16 protein-coding genes and 1 tRNA gene are annotated in these 15532 nt (G+C 66.2%); 3 read left to right on the top strand and 14 right to left on the bottom strand.

The features are described from left to right. Window positions 1–102: 102 nt before the first annotated feature. The 3 genes from AB0876_RS31380 to AB0876_RS31390 form a co-directional block, all read right to left on the bottom strand. Window positions 103–2364, bottom strand: a complete 2262-nt coding sequence (locus AB0876_RS31380; RefSeq protein WP_526043856.1) for a bifunctional DNA primase/polymerase — start codon at window positions 2362–2364, stop codon at window positions 103–105. A gap of 89 nt (window positions 2365–2453) precedes the next feature. After that, window positions 2454–2582 (bottom strand): hypothetical protein, encoded by a 129-nt coding sequence (locus tag AB0876_RS31385; RefSeq protein ID WP_526043857.1) that lies wholly within the window; start codon window positions 2580–2582, stop codon window positions 2454–2456. Next, window positions 2582–2800, bottom strand: a complete 219-nt coding sequence (locus AB0876_RS31390; RefSeq protein WP_526043858.1) for a helix-turn-helix transcriptional regulator — start codon at window positions 2798–2800, stop codon at window positions 2582–2584. Before AB0876_RS31390 ends, AB0876_RS31385 begins: the two co-directional genes overlap by 1 nt. Window positions 2801–2920: 120 nt before the next feature. On the opposite strand from AB0876_RS31390, the gene AB0876_RS31395 reads away from it, so the two are divergent. Together AB0876_RS31395 and AB0876_RS31400 are read left to right on the top strand one after the other, a co-directional pair. Next, a complete protein-coding gene (locus tag AB0876_RS31395; protein WP_526043859.1) occupies window positions 2921–3574 on the top strand; it encodes a hypothetical protein in 654 nt (217 codons plus the stop codon). A 12-nt stretch (window positions 3575–3586) separates the two neighbouring features. Next, the gene (locus AB0876_RS31400) at window positions 3587–4792 is read left to right on the top strand and encodes a site-specific integrase (protein ID WP_526043860.1); all 1206 of its coding nucleotides are present in this window, start codon (window positions 3587–3589) and stop codon (window positions 4790–4792) included. 95 nt (window positions 4793–4887) lie between these two features. Here AB0876_RS31400 and AB0876_RS31405 read toward each other — a convergent pair. From AB0876_RS31405 to AB0876_RS31415, 3 genes are all read right to left on the bottom strand, one after another. Then, window positions 4888–4964: transfer RNA gene (locus tag AB0876_RS31405), tRNA-Pro, on the bottom strand. 91 nt (window positions 4965–5055) lie between these two features. Continuing rightward, on the bottom strand, window positions 5056–6432 hold the full coding sequence (locus AB0876_RS31410) for an amino acid permease (RefSeq protein ID WP_526043861.1): 1377 nt from the start codon (window positions 6430–6432) through the stop codon (window positions 5056–5058). A gap of 11 nt (window positions 6433–6443) precedes the next feature. Then, a complete protein-coding gene (locus AB0876_RS31415) occupies window positions 6444–7334 on the bottom strand; it encodes a carbon-nitrogen hydrolase family protein (protein WP_526043862.1) in 891 nt (296 codons plus the stop codon). A 99-nt stretch (window positions 7335–7433) separates the two neighbouring features. Between AB0876_RS31415 and AB0876_RS31420 the strand changes: the two genes are divergently transcribed. Then, window positions 7434–8195 carry a FadR/GntR family transcriptional regulator gene (locus AB0876_RS31420; RefSeq protein ID WP_491840814.1) on the top strand — a complete coding sequence of 254 codons (762 nt, stop codon included), beginning with the start codon at window positions 7434–7436 and terminating at the stop codon, window positions 8193–8195. Here AB0876_RS31420 and AB0876_RS31425 read toward each other — a convergent pair. The 8 genes from AB0876_RS31425 to AB0876_RS31460 form a co-directional block, all read right to left on the bottom strand. After that, entirely contained in the window at window positions 8192–9109 is a 918-nt protein-coding gene (locus tag AB0876_RS31425) for a sulfite exporter TauE/SafE family protein (RefSeq protein WP_491840813.1), read from the bottom strand. The genes AB0876_RS31420 and AB0876_RS31425 overlap by 4 nt on opposite strands. 245 nt (window positions 9110–9354) lie before the next feature. After that, window positions 9355–10122, bottom strand: a complete 768-nt coding sequence (locus AB0876_RS31430; RefSeq protein ID WP_526043877.1) for a sulfite exporter TauE/SafE family protein — start codon at window positions 10120–10122, stop codon at window positions 9355–9357. A 38-nt stretch (window positions 10123–10160) separates the two neighbouring features. After that, a complete protein-coding gene (gene der, locus AB0876_RS31435) occupies window positions 10161–11582 on the bottom strand; it encodes a ribosome biogenesis GTPase Der (RefSeq protein WP_526043863.1) in 1422 nt (473 codons plus the stop codon). Then, window positions 11579–12265, bottom strand: coding sequence for a (d)CMP kinase (gene cmk / locus AB0876_RS31440; RefSeq protein ID WP_491840811.1), 687 nt, complete (start codon window positions 12263–12265; stop codon window positions 11579–11581). The genes der and cmk overlap by 4 nt, the downstream gene beginning before the upstream one ends. Beyond that, entirely contained in the window at window positions 12262–13020 is a 759-nt protein-coding gene (locus AB0876_RS31445) for a pseudouridine synthase (RefSeq protein WP_526043864.1), read from the bottom strand. The genes cmk and AB0876_RS31445 overlap by 4 nt, the downstream gene beginning before the upstream one ends. After that, window positions 13004–13741, bottom strand: coding sequence for an SMC-Scp complex subunit ScpB (gene scpB / locus AB0876_RS31450; RefSeq protein ID WP_526043865.1), 738 nt, complete (start codon window positions 13739–13741; stop codon window positions 13004–13006). The genes AB0876_RS31445 and scpB overlap by 17 nt, the downstream gene beginning before the upstream one ends. An 8-nt stretch (window positions 13742–13749) precedes the next feature. Further along, window positions 13750–14628, bottom strand: coding sequence for a segregation/condensation protein A (locus AB0876_RS31455; protein ID WP_491840809.1), 879 nt, complete (start codon window positions 14626–14628; stop codon window positions 13750–13752). Then, entirely contained in the window at window positions 14625–15509 is an 885-nt protein-coding gene (locus tag AB0876_RS31460; protein ID WP_448446997.1) for an AAA family ATPase, read from the bottom strand. Before AB0876_RS31460 ends, AB0876_RS31455 begins: the two co-directional genes overlap by 4 nt. Window positions 15510–15532: the final 23 nt, after the last annotated feature.

The following is a 15532-nucleotide window of genomic DNA, read 5'->3' on the forward strand; positions in this document are numbered from 1 at the left end:
GTGCCGTGCGGTGTCGGTGTCCCCGACAACAGCCCCGACCCCCCAGAAGCCCAGCTAGACAACAGTTTCTGCCTGTCGGGAAGGTGTCGGGGTCCCCGACACCTATCCGTCACCGAGGGCGTATTTAGCACTATCGCCGTCACCTCCCACTGCACGCAATCGACCGAGGTCAACCGCCAGGTCGAATACCGCAGCAAAGTCAGACGCGATCGACGAGTCACAAGCTCGCTGAAGTTGACGACGAGTAGCGGTCCCGACGCGCTGAAGTTTGCGGTCGATGGTCTTCCAGACCCGCTGCTGTCGTTCGTCGGCAAGGTGCTCATCAATGAGCGTCTGGCGGTCGGCCTGGTCAAGCGCACGGGCGCGGTTGGCCTGTTTCTGCCGGCTGGCCAGAGCCGTCCGCATACAGGCGCGAGTGCGGTTGGACACCTCGACGAGCTGACCGGCGATGCGCCAGTCGTCCTCGGTGATGTCGCGGCGACCGTCAAGCAGCGCCAGCCCGAACGACACCTTGAGCCGGGTCAGGTTCAGGTGTCCATCGAGCGGGTCGACATCGGCGCACCCAACATTGGCCCTACGCCGCAGCGAACGGACCGCCTCGCGGACACTCGGCGGGATACCAACCATGTACGGCGTGCCAGTGATGATCGTGGGAAACGTCGGCACCACAACGTCGGCGGCAGCCGGTTCGTCGGGTTCGTCCTCGGGCGAGGTCGGGCCAAACGGGTCGACGGTCGGCACCCACAGGAACCGCTGCGGGAACCCGTCCTTTTCACGGTCGAGCAGCAAGCCAGCGTTCTCAGGCTGTGCTCCGACGCCAAGGCACAGGCGGTAGCTATGCGCAGGGACGAACGTGGTCGTGGCGCGCTGCGCGTTGGTGAACCCGAGCGCCTGACCCATGTAGCCCTTGAGCAATTCACCGATCAGGGTCGAACCCTTGCGGTCGGCCAGCGCGCCCAACGTGCCGATCTCGTTGACCTCCAGGTTCACGTGAGGCGGCGGCGAGTCTTCACCACCGAATCCCCGGAAGATCCGGGCCAGACCCTCCCCCGAACCGATCCCCACCGCCGAGGCCGGATCGTTGTGCGGCTCCCCGTCGGGCGTCACGAACCGAACCGCGTCGCGGGCAACGCCGTTGGCAGCGTCCTTGCCCTGTCCCGACCGGCCCACCGAGACGGTGAACAGGTTCAGCGACACAGCAGACCCGACGATCGGCGGTAGCTGCACCGTCGGCTCAACCAGCGTGAGGGCACGGCGTAACACCGCACCGAGAACGGCGTGCGGCGCGGCCAGTCGAGCACGCGAGAATTGCCGGATGTGGGCCAGGATCTCGCGCTGCTCCCAGAACCGATCGTCGTCGACCAGCGGTTCAGCCTCACGGTCTACATTCCGTACAGCGGGTCGGCGAGCCCTGGCCCCAAATGGGTCTCGGGTGTCGTCGTGGTCGTCGAGGAACCTCCCGGCGTTGGCGACCATGCGGGCGAACTCCGATGCGGCCTCGGCCTGCCCGTCAGGTCTGTCCGGTCCGACGGCCTCGCTGAACGCGGTGTAGAGCGACGACAGCGCGAACTCGACACCGGACTCGCCACGCGAACCGAAGCGCAACAGCGCCAGAATATGGCCGCGCACCGTGTCGTGCCGCGACGTTCCGGTGTTGAGTTCGTAAAGCGCGACACCGAGGCGCTGAGCCACCTTGTCGGTCGGCCTGCCGCCGGTCATCGCATCTGTGACGTCGTAGGCCGGTGCCCCAGACCGAGCACGACCAGGACGGGTTTCGGTCCTGACCGGATCAGACTTCAGCGCCGACAGCCAAGCCTCGGGCAGCTCTGGCAACTCTGCGGGTACGGGCACCTGACCCAGGACAGCCCCGTCGGCATCGCGCCAGACGTAGCGCGAATTGGTGTCGGGGTGCACCGACGGCCAGCAGACCAGGTAGCGGTGATGTCGCTGCAGAATCTCGATGTCGCCGATACGGAGGTCGTCGAACTTGATGCGGTCACGCAACTCGGTGCCAGCCGGTACGCGGAATAGCCGGATGCCCGAGACACCATCGTCGCGGCTGCTGGACATCACCGTCGATGGCAAGTTCCCCCAACGCGTCTCTGCCTCGTACAGGGTCTGCGCGCCGGTTTTTGTGCCATAGGCATCGACGTCGACACCGATGGTGGTGTCGTCCAGGCGTAGGCACAGGTTGGCGTTAGACGGATACCTCTGCACCCACTGCTTCAGCTGTTCTTCGGACGGCCAGTCACCCTCGCGCCCGGTGAACCCGGACGGCGGTGGAGTCTTCGACCGAGGTGGCAGCGGGAGTACACCGCGCCAGCCGCGCTGCAGGTATACATCCTGTGCATATGAGTACCCCATAGGGGTATGGTCGCCAGTAGCTCCGTTGCCGTTGTGAGCTTCCCGGGCCGGTCCGACGTTCTCCGCGTCGGACCGGTTCTCTGTAGAGGTCACGATGGCGTGGCCTCCTCCTCATGCTGGGCCCGGTGGTCGGTGACGGTGGCGCTGTTGTCGTCGACCAGGCCCAGGTCGTCGAGCGCATCGCGTGCCAGCTGGTCACAACTGGGGCGGTGGTCCATCAGTCCGCACCTCCTCCGACAGCACTGACTGACAGCCGATCCACGTACGCGTCAAGCGATTTCGCCGTGATGAACCCGCGCCGGCCAATGTTGACCTTGACGAACTCGCCACGGGCGACCAGTTCGTAGAGGGTCGAGCGCCCAATGCCGCCGAGCGCCTGACGCGCCTCGGGAATCGGCACCAACCGCCGGACCGTGGTGTTGGTGTTGGTATCCATGTTCTGCCTCACCTCAATCTGTCCACATCCGCCCGTGACCGAGCGGGTATGGCTAGAGTGCATGGATAAGTGCAGGGTTAACAACATTCCCAGTGCGTACTTTTCGGGAGGTTTGCAGTAGTGCAGCACGTACTAGGCGCGATCAAGGTGGTGTTCCGAGTGGAAGGCCGCCAGTGCGAGATGGAGATCTCGCAGGACCACGAGTTGACGAGGTACATATCGGACGAATCCGAGGTGATCGAGGGTCGCGAGGTACCGACCTGGATCGAACTCACAACATCCGGGGGTGCCGACCCCGACATGCACGTGCGCGTCGAACTGCGCGATGGGTCGCCGGTCCTCACCGAGTTGTCATGGAAGTCAGGACCGGGACACAGCGACATTCGGCAGAAACACCTGCGCCAGACCGACATTGCCAAGCTGGTCACTGATCTCGTGGTGAGCACCCTCAGGCGCACCGAGGTGTCGCATGTGCCCACCGGTCAGCCACTCGATGTCGAGGTGCTGCGGGAGCGCAAGCAGCTGGCCAAGCAGTCGGAAGTAGTGGCACGCCGGTTCGTCGAGCGTCAGCGCCTCCCCCGGACTCGTCGGGTGATGACTCCGGAGTTCCTGCAAGAGGTGGCCAAAGTCTACCGGGAGAACATCGACGGAGCACCAACCAAGACCGTCGGTGAGGTGTTCAACGTTCAGTCTCGACAGGCCTCCAAGTACGTCGACGCGGCACGGCAGCGCGGATATCTCCCTCCGACCGTGCGCGGACAAAAGAAAGCCTGAGGAGAACGAAACATGGCCAACGCCAACGGTGAAGGATCGATTTACAAGCGCATGCGCGACGGCAAGCAGACCGGCTACATCGGCGCAGTCAGCTATGTCGACGAGTCGGGCCAGCCCAAGCGTCACATGGTCTACGGCAAGACCCGCACCGACGTGCGCGACAAGATGAAGACCGTCCGTGAACGGCTCGACAACGGCGCATCGGTGAAGGACTCCAAGCGCAACCTTGCAGACTGGCTGGCGCACTGGCGGGTGACCACGCTGGCCGCGTCAGACCGCAAGGCCTCGACCAAAGAGCTGTACAGCAATCTGTCGCGTCGACACCTTGAGGTCGACCCGTTCGGCTCGATCGGGTTGGACAAGCTCAAACCGTCCGATGTCGAGGGTCTGGTGTTGGCGCTGGGGGCCAAGATGAAACCGGGCAGCGCCAGCGAGACGAACCCGAGCCCGTCCCCGGTCCGTGCGCTCTCTGATGCGACCATTCGGCAGATCTACACCGTTCTGCGGGCCGGCCTCGACGGCGCGGTACGTGACGGTCTGCTGGCCAAGAACCCGGCAGCAGCGGTGAAACGTCCCGGTGTGGCCCGCAAAGAGGCCCGACACGTCGAGGCGGTCGACGTGACCAAACTGTTGTTGTGCGCGGAGGGTCTGCGGTATCGCAACGTGCTGACGCTAGTCGCCGGTACCGGTGTGCGGCGCGGTGAGGCGGTAGCGATGCGCTGGTCCGACATTGACCTTGAGGCCCAAGTAATGGCGGTGCGCGGCACCCTCGGACGGGTCAACGGTGAGCTGATCATCACCGAACCCAAGACCGATCGGTCACGACGGTCGGTGCCATTATCGGCTCCGCTGGTGTCGATGCTCCGGGCACATCGTGCCGACCAAGACGCCGAACGTCTGGCAGCCGGTGACCAGTGGCAGGACAACAACCTGGTGTTCGCTACCGAGTCGGGCACGCCCGTGGACCCGCGCAACGTGTTGCGCACCGTCCAGATCGCAGCCCAGAAAGCAGGTATGGCCGACGTTGGCGTGCACACCTTGAGGCACAGCGCGGCGGTCGCGTGGCTCGAGGGTCAGGTGCACATCAAAGCCGTAGCTGACCTGTTGGGTCACTCCTCGATCGCGGTGACCGGTGATATCTATGGCCATACCTCGGATACCACGGCGCGCTCTGCCGTCGATGCGCTGGCTGACCAGCTCGGCATCGTCGACATCTGAGTGCCGTTGCTATCCGCGTTGCTATCCAGACCCGTTTCAATGCAATCGAGGCGGCTCCAGATTTCTCCGAAACCGCCTCTGAACTGCTAAAACTCTGGTCGGGCTGACAGGATTTGAACCTGCGACCACTTGACCCCCAGTCAAGTGCGCTACCAAGCTGCGCCACAGCCCGCGTGCTTCCGGCTTGCACCGGCAGCGAGTCGAAAGCTTACCGTAGCCGCCCGCCGTTCTCGTAATCCGCCCCACCCGTCACAGGCCAGCCCTCACTGGGCTGCGGTTTCGGCGGTCGCCGCCTCGGCTTCGTCGACGGCAATCTCAGGTGGCAGCGTCCTGAACCCGCGACTTGTCACGCCCAGCACGACAATGCCGACGGCCAGCCAGCACAGTCCGAGGACGATCGCCCGGGTGTCCAGCTGCAGCAGCAGATACGACGTGATGACCGCACCGATCGCCGGCGCCACGACGTAGAGCAGTGGGTTGCGCGGCTCACCGGCGGCCCGGTGGCGGAAGTAGTAGACGATGACCGACACGTTCACGAGGGTGAACGCGACGAACGCCCCGAAGTTGATGAATGACGTCGACGTCGCCACGTCGAGGAACATCGCCAGCAGGCCCACCGCGCCGACCATCACCAGGTTGGCCGCCGGGGTACGGAATTTGGCGCTCAGCGTGCCGAACACCGACCGGGGCAGGGTGCCGTCGCGGCCCATGGCGAACAGCAGTCGCGACGCGGAGGCCTGTGCGGCGATGCCGGACGCGAACTGGGCGAGGATCAGGCCCGCGAGGAACACCGCCCCGAACAAGTTGCCGCCGATCTGCTTGGCGATCTCCAGGGCCGCCGACGAGGAATCAGCGAATTCCCCACCAGGGTGCACTAATTGGGTGGTGTATGCGATGACCAGGAAGATGGCGCCGCCGATCAGTGCGATCAGCAAGATGGCGCGGGGCATGTTCTTGCGCGGTTCGATGGCTTCCTCGGTGAAGGTGGTGACGGCGTCGAATCCGAGGAAGGAGTAGGCCGCGATGGCCGCGCCGGCTGTCACACCCCCGATGCCGGCGCCCATCCCGGTGAACGGGCTCGCACTGACCAGCCCGCCGGCACCGCTGCTGCGGACGACGGAAGCGACCGACAGCGCCACGAACAACCCGATGACCAATAGCTGGAATGCCATCAGCAGATAGTTGGCCTTGTCGGCGACCTTGATGCCGATGACGTTGAGCGCGGTGGTGATGAGGATGAATCCCAGCACCCACAACCAGCCGGGTATGCCCGGGAATTGAGCGTCCAGATATGCCGCCCCGATCAGCCAGATGACCATGGGCAGGAACAGATAGTCCAGCAATACCGCCCAGCCGGTGAGGAATCCGGCGCGTGGGTCGATGGTGCGGCGCACGTAGGTGTAGGCCGACCCCGACACCGGATACGCGGCCGCCATCCTGCCGTAGCTGGACGCGGTGAACAGCATGGCCGCCAGCGCGATCAGGTACGCCGACGCTGACGCTCCGGCGGTGGTGGACGCGATCACGCCGAAGATGCCGAGCACGATCAGCGGCGTCATGTAGGCCAGTCCGAACAGCACCAGCGAACGCAACCCGAGGGCGCGCACCAGGGTCGGTTGCCCGGCAGATGGCGGTGTCATGGCGGTGCCTTTCAGTTGGCGTGGCGGTTCGACGGTGACCAACGCTGTGGGTCGATTCGGCCCTGGTACAGCGGCAACCCGATCGGCCGGTCCGACGGTCCGAACTGGTCCCACATCCGGTTGGTACCGGCAGTTCCTCGCTCGCGTACCGCGGCGACGGCCCCGAAGTCGATGTGCTGGCAGAGCACATCCGGGGCTGCGCCCGAGGTCTCTTGGAGCACAGCGCCTTCGGGGTCGACGATGAGGCTGCGCCCCTTACCCACTGGTCCGGCACAGTTGACGCTCACTGTGAAGACTTGGTTCACAATCGAATTGGCGCGAGCCAGCACCAGTTCCTGACTCCGATCCTCGGTGGTGGTCTTGACGACGTTGACGATCACATCGGCACCCATCCAGGCCAGATGGCGGCTCACCTCGGGGAACCAGGCGTCATAGCAAATGGACAGCCCGAGTCGGCCGACGTCAGGGATGTCGACGGTGACGAACTGGTCGCCGGGCGTGTACTTCTCGAACGGTCGCCAGGGGAAGATCTTGCGGTAGGACGCCACGAGCCGGCCGTCGGGGGCGAAAACCGGTGCGGTGTTGAATAATTCACCGTCCTCCCCCAGCTCACACACCGAGCCGGGAACCAGCCAGGCATCGGCGGCGCGGGCCACCTCGCCGAGGGCGGCGATCAATGGACCGTCCAGTGGTTCTGCCGCAGCGGCCAGCATGTCGGTGTCCTCGGTACCGAACAGATGGATCTCGGGATAGACGATCAGTGCCGGACCGGTCACCGCTGACCGCACCCGCAGCACATCGGCCATGAACTGCGTGACGGTGTCCTCCCGGCCGAACACGGGCAGGCCCGCGATGTCGAGCGGGGCTGCCTGGACGCCGGCCACCGTGATCGATCCGGACACAGGACCTCCGAAGCATTAATAACCCAGAATGAGCGAATTCAGCCCAGATATTAGTTCAGCATGAACAAATAGAGCAATAGCTGACGTACGCTGAGTCCCATGACGTTGCAGGTCGGTGACGCGCATCCGGCGCTCAACGCCCCCGCCGTCGCGGGCATCACCCGGCTCAGCGCCGCTGACACGGTGCGGGCCCGCCTCGGACTGGCCATCGAACTGGGGCTCATGACCAGGGGGGAACGGCTGCCCGCCGAACCCGACATCGCCGCCGCCCTCGACGTCAGCGTCGCCACGGTCCGCCGGGCCTTGCAGTCGATGGCCGACGAGGGCGTGGTGGTCCGCCGCCGTGGTCGGGTCGGCGGCACCTTTGTCGCCCGTAGCGGCGCCAGAGTGGACGGCGGAACAGATCACCCCTCGGCCACGTTCCGTGCCGATGCTGCCGAAGTGCGCCGCCTCATAGACCTACGCGCGTTGGCCGAGGATGCCCTCAGCGCGGCTGCGGCGCAGGCCGCCACCGATGAGCAGCTCGACGCGCTCGCGGCGATCGTCGCCGAGGCTGCCAGGACCACCGACTGGACAGGCTTCCACACCGCCGATCAGCGATTCCACGAATCGGTCGCGGCGGCAAGCGGTCTCGACTGGGCGATGCACAGCTACTGCGACGTGCTGCACGGGCTGTACCGCTACTTCATTCCCTACCCGATCAGCTACCTGCACGAGTCCAACCGAGAACATGCCCGATTGGTGGAAGCGCTGCGCCGACGCGACTGCCGGGCGGCCTCCGAGATTGCCCGCAATCACGTGCTGTCGTTGCACCAGACCATGTACGTGGGCCTGTCACGGCCCGCGAAGGAGTCCGGCTAGCTGCGTGCCGCCGGCTCTTCGACCGCGGTCACGACCGAATCGTCGACATCGCGCGGTGCCCGCGACGTCTTCCAGGCACGGACCACCAGAGCTGCCCACCCCGCCACGATGAGCGTGTAGATCCCGGTCGACCACGGCCAGTGCACGCCGAAGTAGTGCACCAGTTTCTGGCTGTTGGTCAGCAGGATGACCCCGCCGACAGCGGTACCGAGCAGCGCGGGATTGATCCGGCTGACCAGCCAGGCGGCGACCGGCGCAGCGATCACCCCGCCGACCATCAGCCCGAGCACCACAGGCCAGTTCTCCAGGAACTCCTGGCGCAGCCCGACCAGAAAGCCGATCGACGCCGACACCGCGACCAGAAACTCCGAAGCGCTCACCGAACCGATCACGGTCCGCGGCGCGGTCTTGCCCTGCGACAGCAGGGTGCTCGTCGTCACCGGCCCCCAGCCGCCGCCACCCGACGCGTCGATGAAACCGCCGAACAGACCGAGCGGGGCCAGGAACTTCGCACTGTGACTGGTGCCGTGCTGCCCGAGACTCAGCGGCGTGCCCAGCGAGAAACGCAACAGCACGTACAGTCCGATGCCCAGCAGGATCGCCGCCATGAGCGGTGCGGCGGACTCCGTCGACAGCGCCGACAGCACGGTCGCACCCGCGAATGCGCCTGCCGCCCCGGGGATCCCGAGCTTGGCGACCATCGGCCAGTCGATGTTCTTGAAGCGCCAGTGCGACACCGCCGACGCCAGCGTGGTTCCGACCTCAGCCAGGTGCACCGCGGCGCTGGCCTGTGCCGACGCCACCCCGCTGAGCACCAGCAGGGTCGAGGCGGTCACACCGAAGGCCATGCCGAGCGCACCGTCGACCAACTGGGCCCCGAGGCCGACGAGCGTGAAGATCAGAAGCGAACGCATAGGTTCGGCTGCTTTCGATTGTGGTCACCGCCCCGGGTGACCCGACGGAAGGTTGGGCGCGCGTGTCTACCGACCCGCGCGACACCACTCGTCGAAAGCCATCAACCGGCGCGACGGCCAGAAGGGCTCGAGGGCAGCCAGAGCAGACGGTGCGGTGCGGTAGGCAAGTTCAGCCACCGGTCACCCCTTCCTGCTCGACAGTTGATGTGACTTTACCCGAGGCTTCGCACAGGCAAGCCTTGACCCTAGAGGCTCAACAACCGGTAGAGCCCGATCAGTCCCACCACCACGATCACGGCACGCAGCGCATTCGGCGACAACCGGCGTCCGTAGTGAGCGCCGAGGAACCCACCGATCAGCGAACCGACCGCAATCAGGCCCGCCGCCACCCAGCTGATCCGGTCGAACGCGACGATCGTGTACGCCAGCGCCGCGACGATGTTGACCAACAGCGACAGCAGGTTCTTGGCGGCGTTCATCCGTTGGATGGACTCCGGCAGCAGCGCACCCATCACCGCGATCAGCAGGATGCCCTGGGCCGCCGTGAAGTAGCCGCCATAGATGCCGACGGCGAACGTGCCGATCACCAGCACCGCCATACGACGCGGGCTCACGTGGTCAGCGGACTGCCCGGAATCCTCGGCGCGGTTCCGTACCCACGCCTGGATCCGCGGGCCGACGACGACCAGTACCAGCGCCAGGATCAGCAACACCGGCACGACCGCGACGAACACCTTTTCCGGCAGGTGCAGTAGCAGCCAGGAGCCCAGGCCGGCGCCGATCAGCGATCCGGGAATCTGCCAGCGCAGCCGTTTCCACTGGCCACGCAGCTCCCGGCGATAGCCCCAGGTGCCGGAGACACCGCCGGCGACCAGACCGACGGCATTGGACATCGTCGAGGTGACCGGTGGGATCCCCAGCGCCACGAGCGTGGGGAAGGTGATCAGCGTGCCGGACCCGACGACGGCGTTGATCGCGCCCGCACCGACACCGGCCAGCGCGATCAGGATCATGTGGGTGACGGACACTCGGGCCAGCCTATCGGCCCGGTTCAGCGCCTCTTCTTGGGTGCTCCACGCTTCTCGCGGACCCGGACGTTGATCTGCACCGGGCTGCCCTCGAAACCGAACTGCTCACGCAGGCGGCGCTCCAGGAACCGGCGGTAACCGGCCTCCAGGAACCCGGAGGTGAACAGCACGAACGTCGGCGGCCGGGTGGCCGCCTGGGTGGCGAACAAGATCTTGGGCTGCTTACCGCCACGCACCGGCGGCGGGGTCGCGGCCACGATCTCCTTGAGAAAGTTGTTGAGCTGCCCGGTCGAGATCCGCTTGTCCCAGGACGCCAGCGACGTCTCCAGGGCCGGCACCAGCTTCTGCACCGCCCGGCCGGTCATGGCCGAGATGTTGACCCGCGGCGCCCACTGGACCTGCACCAGTTCCCGATCGATCTCTTTGTCCAGCAGGTACCGCCGGTCCTCGTCGACCAGGTCCCACTTGTTGAACGCGATGACCAGGGCACGCCCGGCCTCGATCACCATCGACAGCACCCGCAGGTCCTGCTCGGTCAGGGCTTGGGAGGCATCGATCAGCATGATCGCGACTTCGGCCGCATCGATCGCGCCGTGGGTGCGCACCGACGCATAGAACTCGTGTCCGCTGGCCTGTCCGACCTTGCGGCGCAGACCTGCTGTGTCGACGAATCGCCAAGTCTTGCCGCCCAATTCGATCAGCGAGTCGACGGGATCGACGGTGGTGCCTGCGACATCGTGCACCACCGAGCGCTCGTCACCGGCCAGGCGGTTCAGCAGTGAGCTCTTGCCGACGTTCGGCTTGCCCACCAGTGCCACGCGGCGCGGTCCGCCCACACCGCTGCCGCCCACCTCGGAGACCTCGGGCAGCTTCTCCATCACCGTGTCGAGCAGATCGGCCACGCCGCGGCCGTGCATGGCGCTGATCGCGTGCGGCTCGCCGATGCCCAGTGACCAGAGTGCGGCAGCGTCGGACTCACCGCGCTGCGTGTCAACCTTGTTGGCCGCCAGGAAAACCGGCTTGCCCGACTTGCGCAGCATCCGGGCCGCGGCCTCGTCGGCCGACGTGGCGCCGACGACCGCATCGACGACCAGGATGATCGCGTCAGCGGTGCGCATCGCCACCAGTGCCTGATCGGCCACCAGCTGCTGCAGACCCTTGGCGTCGGGTTCCCATCCGCCGGTGTCCTGCACCATGAACCGGCGGTTCAACCAGCTCGCGTCATAGGACACCCGGTCACGGGTCACCCCGGGAATGTCCTGCACGACGGCTTCACGCCGCCCCAGGATCCGGTTCACCAGAGTCGATTTCCCGACATTGGGACGACCGACGACGGCCACCACCGGAGGCGGCGCGGCGGCCTCCTCGAGAACTTCGGCAACCTCGTCGCTGAACTCCCAGTCGCTCTCGTCCGACCAGGTGCCGTCACCATCAGAGTCGCTCATCGGCGCACCCCCGCATGCTGGGTCACCAGGTCGAGAAGGTGTGTCACGACCTGTGTTTGGTCCATATCACTGGTGTCGACCACCAGCGCGTCCTCGGCTGCCCGCAACGGGGAAACGGCCCGCGTGGAATCGAGGTGATCGCGCCGCTGCACGTCGGCGAGCACCGTCGCATAGTTGTCCGGCAGACCGCTCGCGATGTTCTGGGCGTTGCGGCGCCGGGCGCGCTCCTCTGCAGAAGCGGTGAGGAAGATCTTGACGTCGGCCTTGGGCAGCACGACCGTGCCGATGTCGCGCCCCTCGACCACCACGCGTCCACCCGCAGCAGCCAGCTCGCGCTGCAGATCGACGAGGCGGGCACGCACGCCGGGCACCGCCGACACCGCCGACACCGCGCGGGTCACCTCGTCACCACGGATCTCGTCCGAGACGTCTTCACCGGCCAGGAACGCGCGGTCCTGACCAGGATCCGAGCCCACGCCTATCACCGCGCCCGAGGCCACCGCGTCGATGGCCTCGGCATCGTCCAGGTCGACGCCGGCACGCAACACCGCCAACGTGACGATGCGGTACATCGCGCCGGTGTCCAGGTAGCTCGCGCCAAGGGCTTGCGCCAAACCTCTTGAAACCGAAGACTTCCCGGTTCCCGCCGGCCCGTCGACCGCCACCACCAGAGACCCGCTCACATTCCCACCGCCTGATAAAGCTCGCCGATTTCCTTGCGGCTGAGCGCCCTGATACTGCCCGGCCGCTGGTCCCCCAGCGCCACCGAACCGATGTCGGTGCGGACCAACTCCTGCACCGGGAAATCCACCGCGGCCAACATGCGCCGCACGATGCGGTTGCGGCCCTCGTGCAGCGTGACCTTCACCAACGTCTTGCCCGGAACCGTGTCCACCACCGCGAAGTCGTCTACATGAGCCGGACCGTCATCGAGTTCGACACCGGCGCGCAACTTCTTGCCGAGACCGCGCGGCACCGTGCCGATGACCGTCGCCACATAGGTCTTGGGGATCTCATACGACGGGTGCATCAGCCGGTGGGCAAGCTCCCCGTCGTTGGTGAGCAGCAGCAGCCCCTCGGTGTCGGCGTCGAGCCGACCGACGTGGAACAGCTTCTTGTTGCCCCGAACCCGGTGCTCCACGAGATCTCCCACGCAGGGGCGGCCCCGCTCGTCGGACATCGTGGACAACATGCCGATCGGCTTGTTGATCGCCAGGTACACCAGCGTGTCATCGATGACCACCCGGGAGCCGTCCACCCGGATCTCGGCCGTATCCGGGTCGACCCGGGTACCGAGCTCGGTCACCAGCCGCCCGTCGACCTCGACGCGGCCGTCGGTGATCATCCGCTCGGCCACCCGCCGGGACGCAATCCCGGCCTGGGACAACACTTTCTGCAGCCGTACGCCTTCTTCAGCCATGTCAGTCCTTGTCCACATCGAAGGCCATCGGCTGGTTGCCACCGGGCGCGCCGCCGTTGAGTTTGGCGAAACGCGGCTCGTCACCGAGAGATTCGCTCAGATCGTCGATCACGTCGACATCGGGCAGCAGCGGCGCGATGTCGGGCAGATCGGAGAGGGATGTCAGGCCGAGCCGCTCCAGGAACAACTCGGTGGTGGCGAACGCGGCCGCACCCGAATCGGGATCGGTGCCTGCCTCGGTGATCAGACCGCGCGCCACCAGAGTCCTCATCACCGCATCCACGTTCACGCCGCGCACCGCGCTCACCCGCGCCCGGGTCACCGGTTGCCGGTAGGCCACCACAGCCAGGGTCTCGAGGGCGGCACGGGTCAGCTTGGACCGCGCGCCGTCGAGCAGGAGCCGCTCGACATACGGGGCGTAGCGCGCCCGGGTGTACATCCGCCAGCCACCGGCGGCCTCGCGCAGGTCGATGCCGCTGTCACGAGCGGCGAAGTCATCGGCCATCAGCCGCAGCTTGGCCATCACCCGGTAGGCGGGCTGTTCGGTCGCCGAGGCCAGCGCATCCACCGTCACCGGCGTGTCCACCACCAGCAACAACGCCTCCAGGACAGCACCAAGTTCACCGTCTTCGAGCTCGGGAACCGTCGCCACGTCGATGCCCAGGTCATCTCCGACCGGGATCGCTTCACCCGGGGCATCATCGGACCGCTCTCCGGAATCGGAGATCTCGTCAGTCATTGTTCTCGCTATTCTTCCGCATCAGCGGTTGCCAGATGTTCGCTGGTCGGCCGATCTCCGGTCCACGAAACCTGGAGCACTCCAAGCGGTTCTGGTTGCTCGAATGCTACCGCCTTGGCTCGGAACAGTTCGAGCAGCGCCAGGAAGCGGCCGACGATCTGTAGTCCGTCGGTGCACTCTGCCACGAGTTCGGAGAAAGTTGCCCATTCGCCGATCCCGCGCTGTTCGAGCAGGGCGATGATCCGGTGCGCCTGTTCGGGCACCGACACCTTGGGCGCGTGGATGTGGTCGATGCCCACCGTGGGCACCGGGCGCGGGGTGAAGGCGGCGGCCGCGATCTCGGCGAATTTGCCGGCGTCGACGCCGAGCATCACCTCGGGCAGCAGCTCCGAGAAGCGATCCTCCAGCGACACCACGCGCGGGTAGCTGCGCAGCGCCGCGGCCTCCAGTTCGGCGAACATCAACGCGACGTGCTTGAACGCCCGGTACTGCAGCAGTCGCGCGAACAACAGGTCGCGGACCTCGAGCAGGGCGAGATCCTCCTCGTCGTGCACCTCGCCCGACGGCAGCAACCGGGCCGCCTTCAAGTCCAGCAGCGTCGCCGCGATCACCAGGAACGTCGTGGTCTCGTCGAGTTCGAGCCGGGCGCCGATCTCTTTGGTGTAGGCGATGAAATCGTCGGTGACCTGGTGCAATGCCACCTCGGTGACATCGAGGCGGTGCGCGAAGATCAGCTGCAACAGAAGGTCGAACGGTCCCTCGAAGTTGGTGAGCCGAACCTGGAATCGGTTCTGCTGATCACCGGTGGTCGGCTCATCCCCGACGGCGGCCGCTGGTTCGGCAGGATCGCCGGTCGGAGTGGCCGGGGTGTTCAAGACATCGTTCACGCGCCGAACCGGTCGATGACTTCGCGGGCCAGCGAGCGGTAGGCGACGGCACCGCCCGATTTGGGCGCCCAGGTGGTGATCGGCTCGCCCGCCACGCTGGTCTCCGGGAAGCGCACGGTCCGGGTGATCACGGTGTCGAACACCAGGTCGCCGAACCGCTCCACCACGCGGGCCATGACCTCACGCGCGTTGACCGTGCGCGGGTCGTACCGGGTCACCAGGATGCCGCTGATGGACAGCTTCGGGTTGAGCCTGTCGTGCACCTTGTCCACGGTGTCGGTCAGCAGCGCCAACCCGCGCAGCGAGAAGTATTCACATTCGGTGGGGATGATCACACCGTCGGCGCAGGCCAGTCCGTTGACCGTGAGCAGTCCCAGCGACGGCTGGCAGTCGATCAGCACGTAGTCATAGCGGTCCAGTACCGGATACAGGGCCCGGGCCAGCGACTGCTCGCGGCCCACCTCGTTGACCAGCTGGATCTCGGCAGCCGACAGGTCGATATTGCTGGGGACCAGGTCCATGCCGCTGACCCGGGTCTTGATCACCACGTCGTCGATCGACACCCGCGGCTCGACCAGCAGGTTGTGCACCGTGTGCGCAAGTTCGTAGTGCGGCACCCCGAGACCCGCCGACAATGCGCCCTGCGGGTCCAGGTCCACCAGCAACACCCGGCGGCCGTACTCGGCCAGGCTGGCACCCAGATTGATGGTCGAGGTGGTCTTGCCGACCCCGCCCTTCTGATTGCACATAGCGATCACCTTGGCCGGACCATGTGTCGAACGCGGCCGCGGTTCGGGAATGTCACGCGGTGGCCGCCCGGTCAGACCGAGCTCGGGTGAGCTGTGCTCGAAGAGGCCGTCGTGTGCGCTGTCGTCGTTCATACCCCACCACTACTGGTCAGGTT

This window comes from Mycobacterium sp. NPDC049093, assembly GCF_040704635.1.
Classification (GTDB): domain Bacteria; phylum Actinomycetota; class Actinomycetes; order Mycobacteriales; family Mycobacteriaceae; genus Mycobacterium.

Excerpts from the sequence above, each read along its gene's own strand:
- AB0876_RS31380 (WP_526043856.1), bottom strand. The coding sequence starts at position 2,364 with ATGGGGTACTCATATGCACAGGATGTATACCTGCAGCGCGGCTGGCGC.
- AB0876_RS31385 (WP_526043857.1), bottom strand. The coding sequence starts at position 2,582 with ATGGACCACCGCCCCAGTTGTGACCAGCTGGCACGCGATGCGCTCGAC.
- AB0876_RS31390 (WP_526043858.1), bottom strand. The coding sequence starts at position 2,800 with ATGGATACCAACACCAACACCACGGTCCGGCGGTTGGTGCCGATTCCC.
- AB0876_RS31400 (WP_526043860.1), top strand. The coding sequence starts at position 3,587 with ATGGCCAACGCCAACGGTGAAGGATCGATTTACAAGCGCATGCGCGAC.
- AB0876_RS31410 (WP_526043861.1), bottom strand. The coding sequence starts at position 6,432 with ATGACACCGCCATCTGCCGGGCAACCGACCCTGGTGCGCGCCCTCGGG.
- AB0876_RS31420 (WP_491840814.1), top strand. The coding sequence starts at position 7,434 with ATGACGTTGCAGGTCGGTGACGCGCATCCGGCGCTCAACGCCCCCGCC.
- AB0876_RS31425 (WP_491840813.1), bottom strand. The coding sequence starts at position 9,109 with ATGCGTTCGCTTCTGATCTTCACGCTCGTCGGCCTCGGGGCCCAGTTG.
- AB0876_RS31430 (WP_526043877.1), bottom strand. The coding sequence starts at position 10,122 with ATGATCCTGATCGCGCTGGCCGGTGTCGGTGCGGGCGCGATCAACGCC.
- der (WP_526043863.1), bottom strand. The coding sequence starts at position 11,582 with ATGAGCGACTCTGATGGTGACGGCACCTGGTCGGACGAGAGCGACTGG.
- AB0876_RS31445 (WP_526043864.1), bottom strand. The coding sequence starts at position 13,020 with ATGTGGACAAGGACTGACATGGCTGAAGAAGGCGTACGGCTGCAGAAA.
- scpB (WP_526043865.1), bottom strand. The coding sequence starts at position 13,741 with ATGACTGACGAGATCTCCGATTCCGGAGAGCGGTCCGATGATGCCCCG.
- AB0876_RS31460 (WP_448446997.1), bottom strand. The coding sequence starts at position 15,509 with ATGAACGACGACAGCGCACACGACGGCCTCTTCGAGCACAGCTCACCC.